This is a genomic window from Nocardia sp. NPDC052112 (assembly GCF_040680135.1).
Classification (GTDB): domain Bacteria; phylum Actinomycetota; class Actinomycetes; order Mycobacteriales; family Mycobacteriaceae; genus Nocardia.
This window is the reverse complement of sequence record NZ_JBFAWD010000013.1, coordinates 139711-162070: the sequence shown is the minus strand read 5'-3', so window position 1 is coordinate 162070 and position 22360 is coordinate 139711. Positions and strand designations below refer to the sequence as shown.

At 66.6% G+C, this 22360-nt stretch carries 21 protein-coding genes; 13 read left to right on the top strand and 8 right to left on the bottom strand.

Annotation, left to right across the window (positions count from 1 at the left end; all coding sequences use genetic code 11):
- The first annotated feature begins 8 nt into the window (after window positions 1-8).
- The 3 genes from AB0L58_RS25095 to AB0L58_RS25085 all read left to right on the top strand — a co-directional run bounded on the left by AB0L58_RS25095 (window position 9) and on the right by AB0L58_RS25085 (window position 3533).
- On the top strand, window positions 9-1442 hold the full coding sequence (locus tag AB0L58_RS25095) for a carboxyl transferase domain-containing protein (protein WP_364390083.1): 1434 nt from the start codon (window positions 9-11) through the stop codon (window positions 1440-1442).
- Between the two features lie 159 nt (window positions 1443-1601).
- The gene (gene dctA, locus AB0L58_RS25090; protein WP_364390082.1) at window positions 1602-3002 is read left to right on the top strand and encodes a C4-dicarboxylate transporter DctA; all 1401 of its coding nucleotides are present in this window, start codon (window positions 1602-1604) and stop codon (window positions 3000-3002) included.
- Window positions 3003-3062: 60 nt separating this feature from the next.
- Window positions 3063-3533 (top strand): helix-turn-helix domain-containing protein, encoded by a 471-nt coding sequence (locus AB0L58_RS25085; protein ID WP_364390081.1) that lies wholly within the window; start codon window positions 3063-3065, stop codon window positions 3531-3533.
- Between the two features lie 203 nt (window positions 3534-3736).
- Here AB0L58_RS25085 and AB0L58_RS25080 read toward each other — a convergent pair whose 3' ends face one another.
- Complete coding sequence (locus AB0L58_RS25080) at window positions 3737-4432, bottom strand: nitroreductase (protein WP_364390080.1); 696 nt, start codon at window positions 4430-4432, stop codon at window positions 3737-3739.
- Between the two features lie 163 nt (window positions 4433-4595).
- On the opposite strand from AB0L58_RS25080, the gene AB0L58_RS25075 reads away from it, so the two are divergent.
- Complete coding sequence (locus AB0L58_RS25075; protein WP_364390079.1) at window positions 4596-6431, top strand: N-6 DNA methylase; 1836 nt, start codon at window positions 4596-4598, stop codon at window positions 6429-6431.
- 12 nt (window positions 6432-6443) lie between these two features.
- Here the strand turns inward: AB0L58_RS25075 and AB0L58_RS25070 are convergent, their stop codons facing one another.
- The 4 genes from AB0L58_RS25070 to AB0L58_RS25055 all read right to left on the bottom strand — a co-directional run bounded on the left by AB0L58_RS25070 (window position 6444) and on the right by AB0L58_RS25055 (window position 9087).
- Window positions 6444-7064 carry a TetR/AcrR family transcriptional regulator gene (locus AB0L58_RS25070; protein WP_364390077.1) on the bottom strand — a complete coding sequence of 207 codons (621 nt, stop codon included), beginning with the start codon at window positions 7062-7064 and terminating at the stop codon, window positions 6444-6446.
- A 146-nt stretch (window positions 7065-7210) separates the two neighbouring features.
- A complete protein-coding gene (locus tag AB0L58_RS25065) occupies window positions 7211-7396 on the bottom strand; it encodes a hypothetical protein (protein ID WP_063040439.1) in 186 nt (61 codons plus the stop codon).
- Window positions 7397-7563: 167 nt separating this feature from the next.
- The gene (locus AB0L58_RS25060) at window positions 7564-8079 is read right to left on the bottom strand and encodes a gamma carbonic anhydrase family protein (protein WP_364390076.1); all 516 of its coding nucleotides are present in this window, start codon (window positions 8077-8079) and stop codon (window positions 7564-7566) included.
- A gap of 48 nt (window positions 8080-8127) precedes the next feature.
- Window positions 8128-9087 (bottom strand): helix-turn-helix domain-containing protein, encoded by a 960-nt coding sequence (locus tag AB0L58_RS25055; RefSeq protein ID WP_364390075.1) that lies wholly within the window; start codon window positions 9085-9087, stop codon window positions 8128-8130.
- A gap of 72 nt (window positions 9088-9159) precedes the next feature.
- Between AB0L58_RS25055 and AB0L58_RS25050 the strand changes: the two genes are divergently transcribed.
- From AB0L58_RS25050 to AB0L58_RS25040, 3 genes are all read left to right on the top strand, one after another.
- Window positions 9160-9927, top strand: coding sequence for an MBL fold metallo-hydrolase (locus AB0L58_RS25050; RefSeq protein ID WP_364390074.1), 768 nt, complete (start codon window positions 9160-9162; stop codon window positions 9925-9927).
- Window positions 9928-10003: 76 nt separating this feature from the next.
- Window positions 10004-11119: an alanine dehydrogenase gene (gene ald, locus AB0L58_RS25045; protein WP_364390072.1), complete on the top strand. Its 1116-nt coding sequence runs from the start codon at window positions 10004-10006 to the stop codon at window positions 11117-11119.
- Between the two features lie 40 nt (window positions 11120-11159).
- Entirely contained in the window at window positions 11160-12689 is a 1530-nt protein-coding gene (locus AB0L58_RS25040; RefSeq protein WP_364390071.1) for a serine hydrolase domain-containing protein, read from the top strand.
- Window positions 12690-12727: 38 nt separating this feature from the next.
- On the opposite strand, the gene sigJ is transcribed toward AB0L58_RS25040, so the two are convergent.
- Window positions 12728-13678, bottom strand: a complete 951-nt coding sequence (gene sigJ / locus AB0L58_RS25035) for an RNA polymerase sigma factor SigJ (protein ID WP_364390069.1) — start codon at window positions 13676-13678, stop codon at window positions 12728-12730.
- A gap of 145 nt (window positions 13679-13823) precedes the next feature.
- On the opposite strand from sigJ, the gene AB0L58_RS25030 reads away from it, so the two are divergent.
- Window positions 13824-14741 carry a cobalamin biosynthesis protein gene (locus AB0L58_RS25030; protein ID WP_364390067.1) on the top strand — a complete coding sequence of 306 codons (918 nt, stop codon included), beginning with the start codon at window positions 13824-13826 and terminating at the stop codon, window positions 14739-14741.
- Between the two features lie 194 nt (window positions 14742-14935).
- On the opposite strand, the gene AB0L58_RS25025 is transcribed toward AB0L58_RS25030, so the two are convergent.
- Window positions 14936-15796 (bottom strand): SURF1 family protein, encoded by an 861-nt coding sequence (locus tag AB0L58_RS25025; RefSeq protein WP_364390066.1) that lies wholly within the window; start codon window positions 15794-15796, stop codon window positions 14936-14938.
- Entirely contained in the window at window positions 15796-16296 is a 501-nt protein-coding gene (locus tag AB0L58_RS25020; RefSeq protein ID WP_364390064.1) for a low molecular weight protein-tyrosine-phosphatase, read from the bottom strand. Before AB0L58_RS25020 ends, AB0L58_RS25025 begins: the two co-directional genes overlap by 1 nt.
- Window positions 16297-16340: 44 nt before the next feature.
- Here AB0L58_RS25020 and cobC point away from each other — a divergent pair, with 44 nt between their 5' ends.
- The 5 genes from cobC (at window position 16341) to AB0L58_RS24995 (ending at window position 22192) form a co-directional block, all read left to right on the top strand.
- Window positions 16341-17378, top strand: a complete 1038-nt coding sequence (cobC, locus tag AB0L58_RS25015; protein ID WP_364390063.1) for an Rv2231c family pyridoxal phosphate-dependent protein CobC — start codon at window positions 16341-16343, stop codon at window positions 17376-17378.
- A 398-nt stretch (window positions 17379-17776) separates the two neighbouring features.
- Window positions 17777-18898 (top strand): Nif3-like dinuclear metal center hexameric protein, encoded by a 1122-nt coding sequence (locus AB0L58_RS25010; protein WP_364390062.1) that lies wholly within the window; start codon window positions 17777-17779, stop codon window positions 18896-18898.
- Between the two features lie 264 nt (window positions 18899-19162).
- The gene (locus tag AB0L58_RS25005) at window positions 19163-19807 is read left to right on the top strand and encodes a hypothetical protein (protein WP_364390061.1); all 645 of its coding nucleotides are present in this window, start codon (window positions 19163-19165) and stop codon (window positions 19805-19807) included.
- A gap of 275 nt (window positions 19808-20082) precedes the next feature.
- A complete protein-coding gene (locus tag AB0L58_RS25000) occupies window positions 20083-20820 on the top strand; it encodes a C4-type zinc ribbon domain-containing protein (RefSeq protein ID WP_364390157.1) in 738 nt (245 codons plus the stop codon).
- 82 nt (window positions 20821-20902) lie between these two features.
- Complete coding sequence (locus AB0L58_RS24995; RefSeq protein WP_364390059.1) at window positions 20903-22192, top strand: bifunctional RNase H/acid phosphatase; 1290 nt, start codon at window positions 20903-20905, stop codon at window positions 22190-22192.
- Window positions 22193-22360: the final 168 nt, after the last annotated feature.

Sequence of the window (22360 nt, the reverse complement as noted above, 5' to 3'; positions counted from 1 at the left end):
AAAACGCGATGACAATTGTGGCTCCCGCGTTCCGACCAGAAACTGCGACCGATCCGCGTGATCCGCTCGGTCGGCTCCAACGCTTCTTCGACCCCGGAACCGTGCTACCGCTGCACCCGCGCGACAAGTCCGGCGTGCTGGCCGCGATCGGCGAGGTGGACGGTGTCCGCACCGTTGCCTACTGCTCCGATGCCACCGTCATGGGTGGCGCGATGGGCGTGGAGGGCTGCAAGCACATTGTCGACGCGATCGACACTGCCATCGATTCCGGTATTCCGGTGGTCGGCATCTGGCATTCCGGCGGCGCCCGCCTCGCCGAGGGTGTCGAGGCGCTGCACGCGGTCGGTCTGGTCTTCGAGGCCATGGTCCGCGCGTCGGGTCTGGTACCGCAGATCTCGGTGGTGCTCGGCTTCGCCGCCGGTGGTGCCGCCTACGGTCCCGCACTGACCGACATCGTGATCATGGCGCCCGAGGGGCGGATCTTCGTGACCGGTCCCGATGTGGTGCGCAGTGTGACCGGTGAGCAGGTCGATATGGCCACCCTGGGTGGTCCGGAAACCCACGGTAAGAAGTCCGGTGTCACGCATATCGTCGCCAACGACGAGGCCGACGCGCTGCACCGGGGTCGGCGTCTGGTGTCGATGTTCGCCGAGCAGGGTGAATTCGATCTGGTCGCGGCCGCACACGGTGATGTCGATCTGAAGGCGATGATGCCGGAATCGGCCAAGCGCGCCTACGATGTGAAGCCGATCGTCCACGAACTGCTCGACAACGTCGACGGTGAGTCCTCGTTCGAGGAGCTGCAGGCCGGTTACGCACGCAGCATTGTCACCGGTCTCGGACGGCTCGGCGGGCGCACCGTGGGTGTGCTCGCCAATAACCCGATCCGTCTCGGTGGCTGCTTGAACTCCGAAAGTGCCGAGAAGGCAGCGCGTTTCGTGCGCTTGTGCAATGCGTTCGGCATTCCGCTGGTGGTGCTTACCGATGTGCCCGGGTACCTGCCCGGCGTCAGCATGGAGTGGGAAGGTGTGGTGCGCCGCGGCGCGAAGCTGCTACACGCGTTCGCCGAGGCGCGGGTGCCGCGGGTCACGCTGGTTACCCGCAAGATCTACGGTGGCGCCTATATCGCGATGAACGCCCGTTCGCTGGGCGCAACCGCGGTGTACGCCTGGCCCGGCTCCGAGGTCGCCGTGATGGGCGCCAAGGCCGCGGTCGGCATCCTGCACAAGAAGGCCCTCGCGGCCGCGCCGGAGGAGGAGCGTGCGGCGCTGCACGAGCGTCTGACGGTCGAGCACGAGCGCATTGCCGGTGGTGTCGAGCGGGCCATGGCGATCGGTGTGGTGGACGAGGTCATCGACCCGGCCAAGACCCGCAGCACCATTGCCGCCGCTCTGGCGGCGGCGCCGGTGCGCAAGAGTCACCACAAGAACATTCCGCTGTAGATTCGGCGGCAAGAGCGGGCCTCGGGATTTCCCGGGGCCCGCTTTTCGTTCGTATAGTTCTCGGTGTCGGACCTGGGGCGACGGGCATATATCGATCGGGTTTCCGCACGGCAATAAAGTTGAAACTTTGGCGATACGAATAGCTCGTACGTTGCGCGCATGAGCGTGACGATCGAAACCACCGCAGCATCGGATCCGGTGCGCAGAACGCCCTGGTACCGCTCGCTGTTCCTGCAACTGCTGGTGGCGATCGTGGCCGGAATTCTGGTCGGCAAGCTGTGGCCCGACTTCGGCGCGGACCTCAAACCGCTGGCCGACGGGTTCATCAAGCTGATCAAAATGGTGATCGCGCCGATCATCTTCTGCACGGTGGTGCTCGGCATCACCCATGTGGGCGATATGAAAGCGGTCGGACGGATCGGTGTCAAGGCGCTGATCTACTTCGAGGTGATCACCACTTTCGCGCTGCTCTTCGGTTTGTTGGTCGGCAACCTGGTGAAGCCGGGTGCGGGCTTCCACGTCGACGCGCAGACCTTGGCGACCGGTGCCGAGAAGATCGCCAAGACCACCAAGAACGGCGAGCTGCCACATGCCGTCGATTTTTTGCTGAATATCATTCCGACGTCGGTGATTTCGGCATTCGCGGAGAATGCGCTGCTGCAGGTCTTGTTCTTCGCGGTGCTGTTCGGATTGGCGCTGGCGAAATTCGGTGAACGCTCGGGGACGGCAACCGGCGGGGTGGGTAAGGGTAGCCCGCCGGTGATTCTGGAGGCGGTCGATCACATCGGGAAGATCTTCTTCACGATTATCGGCTGGATCATGAAATTGGCGCCGCTGGGTGCGTTCGGGGCGATGGCCTATATCGTCGGGCAGTACGGACTTTCCGCGCTCGGCAGCTACGGCAAGTTGATCGCCTGCTGTTATGGGGCGGCGATGCTGTTCCTGCTGGTGCTCGCCGTGGTGGTGCGGGTTTTCGCGGGGGTGAGTCTGTGGAAGCTCGTCAAATACATCAAGGATGAGCTGTTCCTCGCGCTCGGTACCGCGTCGACCGAGGTAGTGCTGCCGCGGATCATGATCAAGTTGACCGAGGCGGGCTGCTCGCGGGCCACCACCGGGCTGGTGGTACCGACCGGGTATTCGTTCAATCTCGATGGTGCGACGCTGTATTTATCCATTTGCGTGCTGTTCTTGGCGCAGGCACTCGGGGTGGATCTGAGTCTCGGCGAGCAGATCACGGCGGTCGGCGTGCTGATGTTGACCTCGAAAGGTATGGCGGGCGTGCCTGGTTCGTCATTCCTGGCGCTGTCGGCGACGATCAGTGCGATCGGACACGGGTCGATTCCGGTGGCGGCGGTCGCGTTGCTGCTCGGCGCGGATCGATTGATGGATTCGATGCGGGTCACGGTGAATCTGCTCGGCAATTGCGTCGCGACATTCGTGGTCGCGAAGTGGGAGGGGCAGTTGGATTCGGAACGGATGCGCAAGGTGCTGGACGGGGAAGAGGTGCCGCCGTTGGAAGACAAGGACCCGATGGTCGCCTACGCGGCGGCGAAGGATTGAGCGTTGCTGCCCGGCGTGGAATGCCGCCGCGGGGTATCGCGGTATCGGTAGCATCGACAGGTGCGCTACGAGGAACTTGCCGATGAGCCGTGTTCGATCACGCGGCCGCTGGTGATCCTGGGCGACCGCTGGACCTTGGTGATCCTGAAATACTCGTTCGCGGGCATCCGACGGTTCAATGCATTTCAGAGCGCGCTCGGGATCTCCCGGAGCCGGTTGCAGGATCGGCTCGATCGGTTGGTCGAACACGGGATCCTGATCAAACAGAAGGCGGCCGTCGGAGCACACGAGGAGTACCGGCTGACGCCGAAGGGGCATGATATCTATCCGATCCTCATGGCGATTCGGGATTGGGGCGATACCTATATGGCACCCGACGGTCCGCCGGTGCGCTACCGCCATCGCGACTGCACGGGCGAAGGACACATCAAGTTCGAATGTGACTCGTGCGGAACCGAACTCACCGCGCGCGAGATCTCCGCCGAGCCCGGTCCGGCCTTCACCGCCGAAAGCGGACGTCAAGCCGGGTAACCCGCCGGAACTCCCACACCAAGTGTTGGTGAGGGCCGCAGACAAGCTATGGCACTCACTCGTCATGCGACAGGCCCAATTACGAACCGAGGCGCCCTTTTCGGCGGGGTCGTCGTGGCCGACGCCCTCTTGGTAGGGGTTCGGGGTTGGTCGAAGGGGCCCGATGATATGGACGGATCTGCCGGGGGCGAGGACTCAGGATGTCAGTCGGTGTGCCAGGTCGCGACCTGGTCCACGTCTTCGCGGGCGGTGCGGAAGGTATTGACCGGGTGGTCGGCGTCCGGATAGCCGAAGGAGATGGCGGCGACCACTCGGCGGTGTTCGGGCAGGTCGAAGTAGGTGCGCAGGAAAGGGGAGTAGGAGGCGAGGGCGGCTTGGGGTGCGGCGCCGAGGCCAAGGCTCTGGGCGGCGAGGAGGAAGGTACCGATATAGAGGCCGCAGTCGATGGCGCCGTAGCTGCCGAGATCGGCCTCGGTGGTGACGATCGCGACGTGCGGCGCGTCGAAGAGTTCGAAGTTGCGCATGGTCTGGCGCATGGTGCCCGCGTGATCGCCTTTCACGATGCCGACGCTGTCGTAGAGTTGCAGGCCGCATGCGCGTCGCCGATCGCGGTAGGCGCCGGTGTACTGCGCGGGAAATGCGAAATCCGGTTCCGGCGCCGCGGTTGCGACATGTTCGAGGAGTTCCCTGCGGAATCGTTCGGTGCCCGCGCCCTCGGTGAGGACGACCTGCCAGGGTTGGGTGTTGCACCAGGACGGAGTGCGTTGGGCCAGTCGCAGGAGGGTTTCGATGGTGTCGCGGGGAAGTCGGTCGGATTTGAACTGACGGCAGGTCCACCGGTTGTCGAGGATGCGGCTCAATGCCGTGAACTCGTCGGTCTGCAGGCTGGTCGGGCTCATGGGCACCCCTCAATTTGGTCTTATTTCGAGACTGAACGCTAGCATTCGTGGTCTTGTTTCGGAACTGGCCACGTGGGATGTTCCCGGTCCGCCGGCGACGACGCGAGATCCGGTCGACCGCGTTCTCGCCGCGGTTGCGCCGTGACGAGGCAGAATCCCAGGCATGAATCCCGGCGAGCCGGCCGCGCGCGAACGCAAACGGCACGGTAGGCACTACACGCCACCCGCCTTGGCGCGCTTTCTCGCGCAGCGGCTGCTCGAACATGCACCGGGTGGCGGGGTATTGCGGGTGCTCGATCCGGCCTGTGGTGATGGTGAATTGCTGCTCGCCCTGGATGGGGTGGTGCGGGAGCTATTGCCGGGGGTCCGAGTGGAGTTGGTGGGGTACGACCTGGATGCGACCGGGGTCGCGGTGGCGCGGGAGCGTGCGGTCGCCGCGGGGGTCGCGGTCGACTGGCATGTCGGGGATTTTCTGACCGAATCCGACGGGATCGCGGCGGGGTCGTTCGATGCGATCATCACCAATCCGCCCTATGTGCGGACTCAGCAGTTGGGTGGGCCGACCGCGCAGTTGCTCAGCAAGCAGTTCGGGTTGCAGGGGCGCATCGATCTCACCCATCCGTTCGTCGCGGTCGCGCCCCGGTTGCTCCGGTCGGGTGGGGTGCTCGGGTTGCTGTGTGCCAACCGGTTTCTCACCACCAAGGCCGGAGCGAATATCCGGAGCTTGCTGCGCACCGAATTGGCTCCGGTGGAGCTGTACGACCTCGGCGATACCAAGTTGTTCGAGGCGGCGGTGCTGCCCGCGGTCACCATCGCCACCCGCACGCCAGCACGCGCGGTCTGCCGCTATGTTTCCGCCTACGAGGTGGACACCACCGAAATCATCGGTGGAACGAATCTTTTCGAGGCACTTGCGGCCGAACGCAGTCACTGCGTCGAGCACGGTGGGCGCACTTTCGCGGTCGAGGTCGGCACATTGGCAACGGGTGATCAGGCGGTGATCCGCGCGGCGCCCGCCGGTCGGTCAGCGGCGGCGCCGGGCAGGCGAGCGGGGCGCGGCGATCCGGCGGCTTCGGGCTCGGTGGTTGCCTGGCAGGTCGCCGCTTCCGATCGAGATGGGGTCGCGGGGTCATCGGGAACCGTTGTCGACGCGGATAAGGACAACGGCGCGTGGCGGATGTCTCGCCCGGAAGTCGACAGATGGCTGGCGGAGGTGGAGGCGGGGACCTGGCGGACATTCGGTGCCGTGGGGCGGATTCGAGTGGGGATCAAGACAACTGCGGATCGGGTATTCATTTCCGATCGGTGGGCGCAGGTGCGGCCGCGGCCGGAGGGGGAGTTGCTATTCGATTTGATCACCCATCAGGATGTCGATCCGTGGCGGATCTCCCGGGAGCGCGATGTGCGCGTGCTGTATCCATATGACACGGCCGAACCCGCGCGGATGCCGGTCGACCTGCGGGAATTTCCCGGGGCCGCGGCATATTTGGAGACGCATCGACAGACGTTGGCCGGTCGCAAATATCTGACCGACAGCGGCCGGGAGTGGTTCGAGATCTGGGTGCCGCAGCGGCCGCATCTGTGGCGGGTGCCGAAGGTGGTCTTTCCCGATATCAGTGAGCGGCCGCGATTCGCCCTGGATCGGTCCGGGGCGGTGGTGAACGGCGATTGCTATTGGATGTCGCTGGCCGATCTCGGGGTGGACGGTGCCGCCGAGCGGCTGGCGTATTTGCTGATGGGCGTGGCGAATTCGGCGCTGGGGTTGCGGTTCTACGATGCGGTCTGCGGGAATCGGCTGTATTCGGGTAGGCGGCGGTGGATCACCCAGTATGTGTCGCGGCTGCCACTGCCGGATCCGACCACGATGCGGGCGGATGGTGTCGTCGAATTGGTGCGGGATTTCGTCGACGGCGGCCGGGCGCCCGACCTGAATTCGCTTCGGCTGCTAGACGAGTGGGTGGCGGCCGCATTCGGCACCCGAGTATTCGAAATGCGTTGAGCTCGCGAATCGCTATGCCGTGGCGCGGACACCGACCATGGGCAGGAGTGTGCGTCGCGCGAAGTCCCGGCCCGCCGCCACATCATCGATCGGAATGAGCCCGTCGGGCGTCAATGCCAGCGACAGGGCCAGTCGCGCCATGATCTCGGCGACGAGTTCGAAGTCGAAGTCGTCATCCGCACCGCTGCGGAGTTCGCGCAGTTTCTCCGCCAGATAGGTGCGCCCGACCGCGATGATCGGTCCGGCCTCGGTGGTCAGTCGGGGCAGGATGAGATCGGGTTCGGTGCGCAGCAGCCGCCGCAACAGCTCGTTGCCCGCGATCTCGGTGATGACCGCGACGAAGATCTCGATCAGCTGTTCCTCGACGCCTTCGACCTTCTGCACCCGCTTATCGATCTCGGCGACGAAACGCTGTGCCTCGCGCACGCTGACCGCCTCGACCAGCTCGTTCTTCGATTCGAAGCGGCGATACAGGGTGGCCGGGCTGATTCCGGCGCGGCGGGCGATCTCGCCCATGCTGGTGCGTTTGATGCCGAAGTCCAGAAACGCCGACAGCGCGCTCTCCAGCAGCTTCTCGCCATCGCTGACGGGCTTTTCCAGGATGCGCTGGAGGATGGGCGGAACGGTCGGCATCGATGCTCCAGTCGAATCGGCTCGCGGCGCCTATGGTGCCTTGGCGTCGCGACGGTGCGGGTGCGTGCCGTTCATTATTTCACCGGGTCGCGGCGGTTCGACCGCGGATCGGTACCAGAGCTCGACAGACGACAGGCGGGCGCGCGTCAGGTGCGCGGCAGATCCAGTTCCGCCATTTCCTTTTCGATCGCATTGGCGGCGAAATCCACTCCACTGGAGCGCAACTCGTGCACACGCCGCTGCAGCGCCTCGATCCCACCCGGCTGGGCCGCGATATCGGCCACGCTGATCCGCCCCGACGGCCGGTGCATACTCTGCTGCACGTACGCCACCGTGATACCTCCTACCTGCACGCTCCGCGGCCACCAATCCCGGTGGGCTCGCCGTCCGCGTTACAGATGACTCGACAGCTGTGTCGGCGGGAGATCCCGGGATACCGGGCACGCTGGCAAAATGCTATCAGCGATTCAGGCTGGTCAATTGATCAGTGTGCGCTGTCTCACACCTGCTTCGCATCTCGGTGGTTGGCCATGTTGTGCAGGTACACAGCACCATTCAGCCGGATGCGGTCCAGCTCGGCCGCGCTCAGTTCGCGTCGCACCTTGCCGGGCACGCCCGCGACCAGTGAGCCGGGCGGAATCTGCGCACCCTCCGGAATCAGCGCATTGGCGGCGATCAGGCCGCCCGCGCCGATGACCGCGCCGTTGAGCACCGTGGCGCCCATGCCGACGAGCACATCGTCGCCGACGGTGCAGCCGTGCAGGATCGCATTGTGCCCCACCGAAACTCCGGTGCCGACGGTCAGCGGGAAGCCCGGATCGGCATGCAGTACGCAGCCGTCCTGAATATTGGTGCGTGCGCCTACGCTGATCGCTTCGAGGTCGCCGCGCAGTACTGCGCTGTACCAAATGCTCACCTCGGCGGCGAGTTGCACGCGTCCGATCACGGTGGCGTTCGGTGCGATCCACGCGCTTTCGTCGATTTCCGGCGCATGTCCGCTTATCTCGATCCTCATGCCGGAAACCTACGGGGATGGACACAGACGGCGATCGTGGGGTGGGTGCTATTGCGCGGGGACCGGTGTGCCCGCGAACAACGCGCGGTGCGCGGCCGGGCTGGTGCCGAGGATGCGGTGGAAATGGTGGCGCAGGCTCACCGCGGTGCCGAAGCCGGTTTCGGCGGCAATGCGATCCATGGTGTCGGTGGTGGATTCCAGCAGTAGCCGGGCGCGGTCGGTGCGTTGGTGCAGCAGCCATCGCTGCGGACTGTTTCCGGTGCGTTCGCGGAAGCGCCGGGTGAAGGTGCGTCGGGACATGAGGGCGATGCGAGCCCAACTGTCGAGGTCGATCGGTTCGCCGAGATTCGTTCGCGCCCAGACCATTGCGCGTTCGATCGGATCATCGTCGGCGGCATCGGGTACAGCCACCGGAATGTACTGGGCCTGGGATCCGCTGCGGTGCGGGGCGGTCACCAGCGACCTGGCCAGCTCGGTGGCGGCCCGGCTGCCGAGATCGTCGCGGACCAGGTGCAGGCAGCAATCGAGTGCGGCGGCGACGCCCGCGGAGGTGACGATATCGCCCAGGTCGGTCCAGAGGGTATCGGCGCGGACCCGGACCTTCGGATAGGCCGCGGCCAGCTCGGCGGCCGCGGCCCAGTGGGTGGTGATTTCCCGGCCGTCGGCCAGACCGCTCGCCGCCACCGCGAAGGAACCGAGGCACAGACCGACGATTCGGGCACCCCTGGCATGTGCTCGGTGCAGTGCCTCGCGCAATTCTGCCGAGACGCCCATATCGCGCCGCCAGCTCGGGATCACCACCAGGTCGGCCCGTTCGAAGGCGTCGAGTCCGGATTTCACGACGATGTCGAAACCGGCCGGGGTCCGCAGGGCGCCGGGATGTTCGGCACACACCTCGACGCGATAGTCGGGCGTGCCCTCGACGCCGACTCGGCCGAAGACCAGCGTCGGTACCGACAAATGGAAGGGGATGACGCCATCGAAGGCCAGCGCGGCGACGGAACGCATGGCCCGATCTTATCGCTGAGCGGCTCACGGGCCACTTATTTGTCGGATATCGCGTCGGCCAACATTGGTCCCATGACCGAAACGATTGCACGCACCACCATCGAAGCCCTGCACATCGGCGGGCCGACCCTGCGCTTCCGGTACGGCACCCTGACCTGGCTGACCGACCCCACCTTCGACGCTCCGGGTGACTACCCCGGCCCGATCACGCTGCACAAGCTCACCGGCCCGGCGGTATCGGTGGACCAGGTGGGACCGGTGGACGTGGTGCTGCTGTCACATGACCAGCACGCCGACAATCTCGATAACTCCGGCCGCGAATTCCTCGCGACCGTGCCGACCGTCTTCTCGACGCCGGACGCCGCGGACAACATCGAAGGTGTTCGGGGACTGGCGAATTGGGAGACTGTCACGGTCGGTGACGTGCGCGTGACCGGGGTGCCCGCACTGCACGGGCCCGAGGGTTGCGAGCCGCAGACCGGCGTGGTCACCGGATTCGTATTGCAGGCCGAGGGGCTGGCGACCGTTTACGTATCGGGTGACAATGCCTCGGTCGAGGTCGTCGAGCAGATCGTGGCCCGCATCGGCCGGATCGATATCGCGATCCTGTTCGTCGGTGCCGCGAACGTCGGCCGGTTCGGCGATATCGATCTCACGCTGAACGCCCGTACCGCGGTGCAGGCCGCCGAGGCGTTGGGTGATGCGGTGATCGTGCCGGTGCATGCCGAGGGGTGGGCGCACTTCAGCGAGACGCTCGAGCGCTTGGAGCGGAATTTCGGGTACGCCGGCCGCAGCGACCAGCTTCGCATTCCGAATCCGGGTGAAACGTTCGCCGTATAAGTGCTTCCTCGGAAACCGACGGTGCGTTCGCGCGGCGTTCATGGCGCCGGGACCGTTGGTGGTCCACGATGGCGATATGAGGATCGCAGTTCCACGGGAGGTCAAGGAGCAGGAGTTTCGGGTGGCGCTGACCCCGGCCGGCGCCGGGGAACTGGTACGGCACGGGCACGAGGTGCTGATCCAGGCCGGCGCGGGGGTAGGGTCCGGATTTTCGGATGCGGATTACATTGCCGCAGGTGCTCGGCTGGTGCCCGCCGCCGAGCAGGTGTGGTGGGAGGGCGAGCTCGTCCTCAAGGTCAAGGAGCCGATCGCTCCGGAATATCCGCGGATGCGGCGGGACCAGGTGCTGTTCACCTATCTGCATCTGGCCGCATCGCGAGAGTGCACCGATGCGATTCTGCGGTCCGGAATCACCGCGATCGCCTATGAGACGGTGCGGGCGGCGGATGGGTCGCTGCCGCTGCTCGCACCGATGAGCGAGGTCGCGGGCAAACTCGGCCCACAGGTCGGTGCGTATCACCTGATGGCGCCGCTCGGTGGTGCCGGGCTATTGCTCGGTGGGGTACCCGGGGTGCTTCCGGCCCATGTGGTGGTGCTCGGCGGTGGTGTCGCGGGGACGAACGCGGCCGCGGTCGCGGCCGGGATGGGTGCGAAAGTCACTGTGCTGGATACGAACTTGACGCGGCTGCGCGAGCTCGACGCACGGTTCGACGGGCGCGTGTCGACGGTGGCCTCGAATGCGGTCGAGATCGAGCGGGCCGTGCTGGCGGCGGATCTCGTCATCGGTTCGGTGCTGGTTCCGGGAGCACGGGCGCCGAAGTTGGTGTCCGAGGAACTGGTTCGCGGTATGCGGCCGGGGTCGGTGCTGGTGGATATCGCCATCGATCAGGGTGGGTGTTTCGCCGGTTCATATCCGACGACGCATGCGAATCCCACTTTTCGGGTGGCCGATTCGCTGTATTACTGTGTGGCGAATATGCCAGGTGCGGTGCCACACACCGCGACCGTGGCGCTCACCAATGCCACCTTGCCGTATGCGCAGGCGATCGCCGATCACGGGTGGCTGGAGGCGTGCAGGGCGCATCCCGATCTCGCCCACGGGGTCACCGCGGATAAGGGACGGCTGCTATCGGCCGAGGTCGCGGCGGCGCACGGATATTCGATATCCGAACCTGTTGGTTTGGCAGGCTGACGTGGTGCGATGGTGGTTCCGGTATGGACCCGCGGAGACGATGAGAAGGGCGAAAGCGTTGACTGCGGGATATCTGCGGCGGGCAGTGATAATGGCAATATTCCTGGTGCTGTTTCCGTCGGTCGGCGCGGCGGTTGCGGCACCGGCGGCGGAGGGCGTCGACCCCGCGGCCGTGGACAGGTATATGTCCGAATACCTTTCGCGGACCCGGTTGCCAGGGGCGTCGATCGCCATTACCCACGGGGATCGGGTGGTGTACGTCGCGGGGTACGGTCACGATTCGGGCGGTGCGGCGATCACCGCGACGACGCGCATGCCGATCGCCTCGGTGAGCAAATCCATGACCGCGTTGGCCGTCATGCAGTTGGTCGATGCGGGGAAGGTGCGTCTCGACGCCCCGGTGCGCCAGTACGTCCCGGATTTTCGGTTGGCCGATTCGCGCGGTGACCGGATCACCGTGCGGGAGTTGCTGAATCAGACGTCCGGAATGTCGGATACCGCATTTCCCGATCTGCGGCGGCCGCAGGCGGATTCGCTGGCCGGGGCGGTCGAGCGACTACATGCGGCGAAACTGGCCGCCGATCCGGGGACGGAATTCCACTATCACAATCCGAACTATCAGGTGGCCGCTCGGTTGGTGGAGGTGGTCAGCGGGGCACCGTTCGCGGACTATATGCGGCGAAATGTATTCGGGCCCATCGGGATGCGCGATAGCACGACGGTGGATACCGCGCGTGACGCCGCGGATGTGACGCACGGATATATCCGGGCATACGGCTTCGCGATACCGGTGGTAGAGCCCGACTGGTTCGTCGGCGGCAGCCACGGCGTGCTCACCACGGCCACCGATCTGGCCGCGTGGCTGATCACCCAGAACAACGATGGTGTGGCACCGGACGGGCATCGGGTGGTGTCCGCGGCCGCGGTAGCGCAGATGCACACGCCCTCGGGAGTCGGCGACGACAAGTACGGAATGGGGTGGCAGTGGGAACAATCCGATCAGCTCTCGCACAATGGGGACTGGTTCACCTACACCGCCGCACAGGTTCTGGTGCCCGACACCGGATACGGGATCGCTGTCATTGCCGATACCGGCATGGCACTCGAGGACGATCCCAGGATTATCGCGCAGGGCTTGGTCCAGCTGACCCGGGGCGAGTCGCCGGATGTGCACCGACCGTGGGGCATCTACGCCGACTGGGGAATGGCACTGCTGACGCTCGCGACTGTCGCTCTCGGGGTGCTGTGCTCGGTGCGATCGCGCCGCTGGGCCGGTCGGCAGACCGCCCGCCCCGCCTGGCTGATCGCCCTGCGCCAATTGCCATATCTCGCTCCGATCCCGATCCTGATCGCGCTGCCGCAGCTCGCCGGTCTGGTCTTCCGCGGGCGAGCTGCGACCTTCCGCCAGGTGACTTACGTTTGGCCCGCTCTCGTGGTGTTTCTCGGCATTGCGGCGCTCGCGGGTGTGTGTCTTCTCCTCACCCGCGGTGTGTGGCTCATCGTGTTGCGGCGCAACCGATCCGGGCCCGATGTCGATCGAGCGGCGCCGGTGGCCCAGGCACCTGCCTAGCGGACGGCCCGCACATCGAAATGTGCGGGCCGCGTGGATTATTCGGCGTTCGGGCCGAGGTACCAGTCGGGGGCGCCTTCGGTGGGCAGATCGTGCAGCTTGTCCGGGTTGCGCACGACGTTGATGGCGACGATGCGGCCGCTATCGATGGTGAAGGAGAAGACGCCGGTGTGCGTGCCGTCGAAGACGACCAGACCGGGAGCGCCGTTGACCAGCACCGCGCGGCCCCAAGCGCCCGCCGCGGACGGTGCGTGGTACCAGCCGAGCAGCATCTTCGCGATGAGTTCGGCGCCGCGCACCGGCTGGCGGATGGCGGGGACCTTGCCGCCGCCGTCGGCGGTGAGGCTGACATTCGCGTCGAGCACACCGAGGAGTGCGCTCAGATCACCGGAGCGCCAGGCGACCGCGAAGGCCGAGACGACCTTCTCCTGTTCGTCGGGTGAGGCGGGGAAGCGGGGCGTGCCGTCCTCGACGCGCTTGCGTGCGCGCGAGGCCAGCTGTCGCACGGCCGCCGGCGTGCGCCCGACGACTTCGGCGACCTCGGGACCGCTCATACCGAACACATCCTGCAGCACGAAGGCGGTGCGCTCGGCGGGCGAGAGGGATTCCAGCACGACCAGCAGCGCCGTGGTGACGCGCTCATCCTGGGTGATCCGATCGGCCGGGTCATCCCAGCTGGTGACCTCGGGCTCGGGCAACCACTCACCGACGTACTGCTCGCGCCGGGCACGGGCCGATCCGAGTTGATCGAGGGCCAGCCGCCCGGTGACGGTGGAGAGCCAGGCCCGCAGATTCTCGATCTCGCCCGCGGTCCCGGCCTCGTACTGGCGCTGCAGCCGCAGCCACGCCTCCTGCACGACATCGTCGGCATCGGTGAGACTGCCGAGCGTGCTGTAGGCGAGCCTGCGCAGATACGGCCGATGCTCCTCGAAACGCCGAGCCAACTCGGCCTGGTCGATGGGTTCGGAGGATGGCTGGTCTGCGGTCACTGGTCTCGCCGTTCGGTCGTGCGGCCCCGTCAGGGGCGAGCTTATGCCTCGTCGCCGTGATGACGACGCAGGGCTGGCGAGTGTGACATCTCGGCTCCCATACCGGGCCGACGGGTTGCTCGTGGCGACCGGCTACCCTCGCCGGGTGCGAACGGGGACTTCGACGGCGGCCGGGTTGGTGCTCGGGTTCGCGCTCGACCGCGTGTTCGGCGATCCACGCCGGTGGCATCCCGTGGCCGGATTCGGTGCGGCGGCAAATGCCCTCGAGCGGGTGACCTATGCCGACAGGCGTTCGGCCGGGATGGTGCACGAACTGGTGTTGGTCGGTGCGACAACGGTGTTCGGGTTCGGGCTACGGCGCGGTGGGGTAGTCGCAACGGCACTGGCGACGTGGACGGTGCTCGGCGGGCGCAGTCTGGTGCGCACCGGACGGGAGATGGCCGACCGGCTCGAATCCGGTGATGTGGTCGGTGCGCGGGCGCTGCTGCCTTCGCTGTGCGGGCGGGATCCGGAGGTGCTCGATGCGGACGGATTGGCCCGTGCCGCAGTGGAGTCCATTGCCGAGAACACCTCGGATGCGACGGTTGCGCCGTTGCTGTGGGGTGTGGTCGCCGGGACACCCGGGTTGCTCGGATATCGCGCGATCAACACTTTGGACGCGATGATCGGCTACCGCAACGACCGGTACCTGCGCTTCGGTTGGGCCGCCGCCCGCGTCGACGATCTGGCGAATCTACTGCCCGCGCGTGTCACCGGCATGCTCACCGCTGCTCTGGCGCCTGCGGTGGGTGGTCACCCGGCCGACGTGCTGCGCGCATGGCGACGAGATGCGGGCAAGCACCCCAGCCCGAATGCCGGGGTCGTCGAGGCCGCGATGGCAGGTGCGCTCGGCGTCCGCGTCGGCGGGCGGACCCAATATCGGCATGGCATCGAACTACGGCCGACTCTCGGTGACGGGTCCGCACCTCGAGTCGCGGATCTTCGTCGTGCGGTACGCATGTCGGAGGCGGTGCAGTTGGGCGCGGTCCTGAGCGCCGCGCTCTGGTCGATCCTGCGTCGCTGATCCCGCACGCTTCCGGTTCAGGGCTTACACATTTCGCACATGGGCGGTTGTGACCCGCTGATGGAAGTCAGTTGTGAAACTGTGCGCTCGGATCTGCTATCGGATGAATCGGTGCAGCTTCGGGGTGGCCAGCACGGTTCCCTCGTCCGATAGTGTGACGATCTGCTCCCGGACCTCGCGTGTCGGCCGTGCGGTCAGCGAGTACCGCCGTAGCGATCGGCCAAGCGCTGCTCATTGGTGGATACCGGGGCAGGGGCCGGGGTTTCGGTTGGGGCCCGTTCCGGGGTGGCAGTCGCCTTTTCCTTGCGGCGCTCGCGGATCTCGGCGTAGATGAAGTAGCCGAGGCCAAGGGGAGCCATGATGCCGAAGGCCAGCCATTGCAGGCCGTAGGAGAGGTACGGACCGGCATCGAGTTGCGGAAGCGGGGTTGGGGTGAAAGCGCCGGGCTGATTTTCGCTGAGCTGCAGGTAGCCGCCGCGTTCGCCGGTGGGGATGGCGGTGAGAGGCTCCTGCAGGACGGTCATCTCCTGGGTGGTGTCCACCGAGTACACCTGGCGGTAGCCGTCCTGGACCGTCGGGTCCTTGCCGGGGGTGACGCCCTCGGACATCCGGATTCGCGCCTCGATCCGCTGGGGCCCGGTGGGCGGGTCCGGAATCTGCGGTGGGCGGGAGCCGTCGACGGCCGCGACGAGACCGCGATCGATGAGCAGGATGTGGCCGTCGTCGAGTTTGAAGGTGGCCAGCACCGAGTAGCCGGGCGCGCCGTCGAGGTGGCGCAGCCGGACCAGGACGGTCGAATTCGGCAGGTAGCTGCCGGCCGCGCTGACACGTCGCCATTCGGCGTGCGAATCGGTGCCCGGGTCGTCCAGGACGGTGGTGATATCGATCGGGGCGGCGTCCACCGAATCGGCGATCAGCTGGTTGCGGTGCGAGGTGGTGGTGTTCTTGCCGAGTTGCCACGGTGCCAGCACGGTGAAGCAGAGGTAGGCGAAGGCCGCCACGAGTACCGCGAGGATCAGCCAGCTCGGGCGCAGCAGGAAGGTCAGTCGTCGCATCACGGGCGTCCGTCGGGTATGCGCGCGGCGAGGGTGGTGCGCACCCAGTCCATCAGCCCCGGGATGGCGGCTTCGATCTGGTCGTGGACCAGGTCGAAGTCGGCGGTGTCGCCGTAATACGGGTCGGGGACGTCGAGGGTGTCGGCATCGGGGTCGAAGCTGCGCAGCAGGCGGCGGCGGTCGGAGGGGATGCCGAGCGTGGCGAGGCGGCGTTCGTGGCCCGAATCGAGGGCGACCAGCAGGTCGGCGTCGCGGTGTTGGCTGCCGAATTTCGCGGCGATGTGGCCGGTCGGGTAGCCGTGGCGGCGCAGAGTGGCGTTGGTGCGGGCGTCGGCGTCTTCTCCGGTATGCCAGCCGTCGGTGCCCGCGCTGCTGACCCGCACGTGGTCGGCGAGCCCCGCGCGGTACAGGTGTGCCGCGAACATCTTCTCCGCCATCGGCGATCGACAAATGTTGCCGGTACAGACGAACGACACGTGCAACTCACCCACGACAGCCATTCTGGCCGGTCGTCCCGATGGACCGCCACGTAGGGTGTTTTCTCGTGCCCGCCGAGAGTGTCGATCACGCGAAACTGCGTCACCACGGTGACGTCGACGCGCGCCCCGGCATGCTCGACTTCGCGGTGAATGTGCAGGGCAGCGCGCCGCCGGACTGGCTGCGCGACCGCCTGGCCGCGCGACTCGACGACCTCGGCAAATATCCGAGCGTGGCCGAGGAACTCGGCGCGCGCAGTGCCGTGGCCGCCCGCCACGGTCGCACCAGCGACGAAGTACTGCTGCTTGCGGGCGCCGCCGAGGGGTTCGCGATGTTGCCCCGACTCGCACCGCGACTGGCCGCGGTGCTGCACCCCTCGTTCACCGAACCCGAGCTGGCGCTGCGGGAGGCCGGTATCCCGGTGACCCGCGTCGTACTCGAACCGCCGTACACCATCGACCCGACGCTCGTCCCCACCGCGGCCGACCTGGTGGTGCTCGGCAACCCGACCAACCCCACCTCGGTCCTGCACCCCGCCGACACCATCCGCGCGCTGCGTCGACCGGGCCGCATCATCGTGGTCGACGAGGCCTTCGCCGATGCGATTCCCGGCGAACCGGAGTCACTGGCCGCTTCGGCGACTCCCGACATCCTCGTCCTGCGCAGCCTCACCAAGACCTGGGCATTGGCGGGCCTGCGCTGCGGCTACTTCCTCGGCACAGCCGAACTGCTGACCCGCCTGAATCACGGCCGCGCACACTGGCCGCTCGGCACACTGCAACTGGAAGCGATCACCGCGACCGCCGAGCCGGACGCGGTCGCCGCGGCACAACAGTGTGCGCACACGATCGCCGCCGACCGCGATTCGATGATCGAACGACTGATCGCGCTGGACATGCACGTTCATACCCCCGCCCGCGGACCGTTCCTCCTGCTGCGCGTGTCGGACGGTGAACTTCTGCGAAAGCACCTGGCAGACCAAGGAATTGCGGTCCGCCGCGCCGACACTTTCCCGGGCCTCGGGCCGGATTACGTGCGTGTTGCCGTTCGCGGTCCCGCCGAGGTCGATCGGTTGGTAGCGGGAATCCGTGCGGCAGGAATGTGATGCCCGCCCAGCCGGGTTGTCGTCGTGCGACGTGCGTCGTCTGCGACCGTGCGGGCGCGTGCCGGCGAAACGGATCGTCGGGCGTGCCGGATTCGTATCGGGCGTTCGGTGGCGGGCCATCCCCGGCGGCACACAAGTGCCGCCTGAGCTGGGCGCACGGCGGTCTTTGGGGGTGCGCCCACGGTGGGCCGCCGTGGCGGCAGGTGCGGCGAGTTCGTCGGCCACGCTCGGATACTTGCCGAGTTCGTCGAGTCGCGTGGCCAGGTGGTTGCACAGCCGGTCCGGCGCGCTTGTGCCAGCTGGCGCGGGGCGCTCATCCCGGACCGTCGGACGTTGGTGCGCCGGATGACCGGTGATCGTGCTGCGGTCGGAAGTGGTCGAGAAATGGAGGTAGGCGGATGACGACGCTGGCGGATCTCATCGGGGTGCTCGACGCGGCCTATCCGCCGAAGCTGGCGGAGTCCTGGGATTCGGTGGGGTTGGTGTGCGGTGACCCTGGCGATGAGGTGACTCGGGTGCTGTTCGCGGTGGACGCCACCGCGGCAGTGGTGGATGAGGCGATCGATCGGCGGGCACAGGCTTTGGTGGTGCACCACCCGCTGCTGTTGCGCGGGGTCGACACTGTCGCAGCCGATACCCCCAAAGGCGCTCTGCTACATCGGCTCATCCGATCCGGGTGCGCGTTGTTCGCGGCGCATACCAATGCGGACTCCGCGGATCCGGGAGTTTCCGATGCGCTGGCCGATGCGCTCGGGCTCACTGTCACCGGGGCGCTGGACTCGAAACCGCAAACCGCCGTGGATAATTGGGTGGTGCAAGTACCGCGATCGCATGCGAATGCGGTACTGGCGGCGCTGTTCGCAGCCGGTGCCGGTGGCAGCGGAACCTATCGTGACTGTGCGTTGCGAGTGCCGGGAGTCGGACAGTTCCGTCCGGTCGAAGGGGCGAATCCGGCGATCGGTGCCATCGGGGAATTGCAGTTGGTCGACGAGGACCGCCTGGAGGTGATCGCGCCGCCCTCGGCGCGCGCGGCCGTGCTGGCGGCGCTGCGGTCGGCCCATCCCTACGAAGATCCGGCATATCACGTCACCGAGCGCGCGGCGCTGCCATCGGGCCTCGGCATCGGTCGGGTCGGCACCCTCCCCGAAGCGGAGTCATTGCGCGAGTTCACTTCTCGGGTCGCTGCCGCGTTGCCCACGACCACCTGGGGCGTCCGCGCGGCCGGTGACCCGGACCGCATGATCCGGACCGTCGCGGTATGCGGTGGCGCGGGCGACTCCTACCTGAATGCGGTGGCTCGTCTCGGCGTCGACGCCTACGTCACCTCCGATCTACGCCACCACCCGGTCGACGAACACCTGCGTCGCCACGGCCCCGCCCTGATCGATGCCGCCCACTGGGCAACCGAATTTCCTTGGTGCGCACAGGCGCAGACAGTGGTCCGAACCGCCCTGCCCGATCTCGAAACCCGAATTTCCACGCTGCGGACCGATCCCTGGACGATCAGCGCTACCGCATGACCCGCCGATCAGCCCATGCCCGATGGGTGAACTCCGTTGGGGCGAGCGACGATCGGCAACTCCGGTGCCACCAGGTCGCACTCCGCGGTGCCTCGAATGCCCGGATCGGAGGTACCGCTGCGCATGTGAGATGCGGGTGTGGTGCAGGAACGGCAGCGCCGAACCATCCAGTGCCACGGCGTGTTCGGGGCGTGTCGCGATAGTTGCCGGACGTGGTATCTGGTTCAGGTGGGTTGACGCGTCCGCTCGGGGTACAACTACCCCATGAACTTCCCGGTGGACTTCGGGATCGTGCAGATCGGCCTGATGCTGATCATCCTGGTCGCGATCGCGTTGCTGATATCGGCGCTCGTCATGGTGCGCAAGGTCGGATTGCGGGTTTTGATCGGGCGCGGCGCGGGCGGATTGGCGCTGCTGATCGTCGCGGTACTGCTGCTGTGGGTGGTGACGCTCGTTCAGTCATTCCTCGGACTGAGCGGGGAGATCAAGGCGGCGCACTTGGTGGTGAATCAGGTCAAGGGCCAAGACCACCGGCTCGAGGTCGACCTCACCCTCTACGGGGACGACCACCATCCCGACAAGCACGAGAAGTATCAGGTCGAGGGTGACCTCTGGGTGCTGCAGGCCAATATCGTCGAGTTGGAGCCCTGGGTGAACGCCCTCGGCTTCCACTCCGGTTACAAGGTCACCCGCCTCTACGGCCAACGTCTCGACGGTGTCGCCACCACCCAGAACCAGATCTTCGTCAACGGCGACGACCAGGACTTCTTCAACGATATGCGCGACCACAAATGGTGGACCGACCCCTTCGTCCGCTCCGCCTACGGCAACGCCGTCATCTCCACCCCCGGCACCTACGACGTCTTCATCTCCCGCGACGCCATCAAGACCCGTGCCCCTGGCAGCTGACGCAATTCTCGTTGGGAATCGCGGTCCGGGACCTCGAGTGATGACGGGTGGGGAGGTCGGCACTGCCCTGGGGTTGACGACATTGCCGGTGCTCAGCGCCGGGAAGGCCGTCACATCGCCCAGGTTCCTGTGACACGCGTTTTCCCCGGCCCACACCTGCCGACGTGGCCTCGGACCGAATCGCCCACCATTCGAGGTACGGTTGAAGACTGGCATCGCTACCTTCCGTGGTTCGCATGCCCCATCCGTCCACAGCGTCCAGGAGTTTGTCCGAGTTGAATGTCGAACCACCGGTCCAGGCCAAGCTGCTCCAGCTCGCCGCTGTCGACGTCGAGCTGACGCGGATCGCGCATCGGCGCACTGTGCTGCCCGAGCAGCAGGAGGTGGCGCGGCTCGAGGCCGAACGGAATACGCACAAAGATGCGGCGGTGGCGGTCGAGATCATGCTCGACGATCTCGACCGCGATATCAGCAAGCTGGAGGGCGAGGTCGAGGCGGTGCGCAAGCGCGAGGAGCGCGACCGCGGCATGTTGACCGCCGGTTCGGTGGGCGCCAAACAGCTTTCGGAAATTCAGCACGAACTGGGCAGCCTGGAGCGGCGCCGTTCGGTGCTCGAGGACGAACTGCTCGAGGTGATGGAGCGGCGCGAGGCGTCGGCCTCCGATCATGATCACGCTGGTGCGCGGCTCAGCAAGACCGAGCAGGAGTTGGCCGACGCGCAGCGCCTGCGCGATGAGGCGCTGGCGGATCTCGATGTGGCACAGGACCGTTGCGATTCCGATCGCAAGGATCTGGTCGCGCTGTTCCCGGACGAACTGCTGAGCGTTTACGACCGACAGCGCACCCAGCACGGCGTCGGCGCCGCGCTGCTGCAGGCCCGTCGGTGCGGCGCGTGCCGGATCGAACTCGACCGCGGTGAGATCGCGCGGATCGCCAAGACCGCGCCGGATGTGATCGTGCGGTGTCCGGAATGCGGTGCGATCCTGGTGCGCACCAAAGAGTCGGGTTTGTGAGGTTTCCAGTGCGGGTATCAGTACTCGCGTCGGTCCGCTTCCAGCGACGGATGGTCGGCTGTCGAGGAGGACGAGGGAAACAATGACCGAGCGCGAGGTGATCGTCGAGGCCGACGGCGGTTCTCGGGGCAATCCGGGCCCGGCCGGTTACGGCGCGGTCGTCTTCGGCGCCGATCACACCCGAATCCTCGCCGAACGCAGGGAATACGTCGGCATCACCACCAATAATGTCGCCGAATACCGCGGGCTCATCGCGGGTTTGGAGGCGGCGACGGAGTTGGGTGCGCGCGTGGTGTCGGTGCGCATGGATTCCAAGCTGGTCGTCGAGCAGATGTCCGGACGCTGGAAGGTCAAGCACGCGTCCATGATTCCGCTGGCCGACCGGGCTCGCAGACTGGTCGCCGGATTCGACTCGGTCACCTTCACCTGGATTCCACGTGCCGAGAACTCCCATGCCGACCGGCTGGCGAACGAGGCGATGGATGACGGCACGCTGATCGGCGAGGTGCATGCCGCCGAGCGCCAGTCACTCGACGCGGGCGCGACCGCCGCCACCGTGGCGGAGGAAGTGCGTGACGCCGAAGAACAACTGCTCAGCTGGACCGACGAACCCCCGATGCCCGCGCGCGGCGTCGACGAAGAGCCACCGAGCTGGATCGATGAAGCCAGGGACGCGCAGTCGACGGCGGCCGATTCTCCAGTCGCCGAAGGCCGGCCGCCGACCGCCGCCGAAAAGGCGCCCGGCTGGACCGGTGCGACCGGCCGCCCGACCCGCTTCCTGCTGCTGCGCCACGGCCAAACCGCGCTCTCGGTCGAGCGACGCTACTCCGGCCGCGGCAATCCGCCGCTCACCGATCTCGGCCGTGAACAGGCCGCCCGCGCCGCGAAAATGCTGGCCGCGAAGGGCGGTGTCGCCGCAGTGGTCACCTCCCCGCTCGGCCGTGCCCGCGAGACCGCCGAAGCCGCCGCCACCGCGCTCGACGTGCCGATGCGGGTCATCGATGGCCTTACCGAAACCGACTTCGGCGCATGGGAGGGCCTCACCTTCCTGGAAGCGGCGCAATGTGATCCGCAGCTGCATGCCCGCTGGCTCGGCGATCCCTCGGTGCCCGCGCCGAACGGTGAGAGCTTCGACCAGGTCCGGGAGCGAGTCGAGGCGGCCCGCCGCGATCTGGTCGCACTGTATCCGGGCCAGAACATCGTGGTGGTCAGCCATGTGACCCCGATCAAGACCTTGCTGCAGCTCGCACTCGGTGTCGGCCCGTCATTGCTGTATCGCCTGCATCTGGACCTGGCGTCGCTGTCGATCGCGGAGTTCTATCCGGACGGCGGTTCGTCGGTCCGATTGGTCAACGACACGTCCTACCTCTGAGGAGCCTGGGCATCCGACCAATCCGTATGTTTGTGCGAACCGTGAATTATGGCGTATAGCAATGGATTCGGCCTGTCGAAACGACCCCTTTGGGGCGAATCTCACACGGTAACGTTTCAGACACGGTTATAGCGGTAGGCTTCGGATCGGTCAGGCACAGGCATCCCG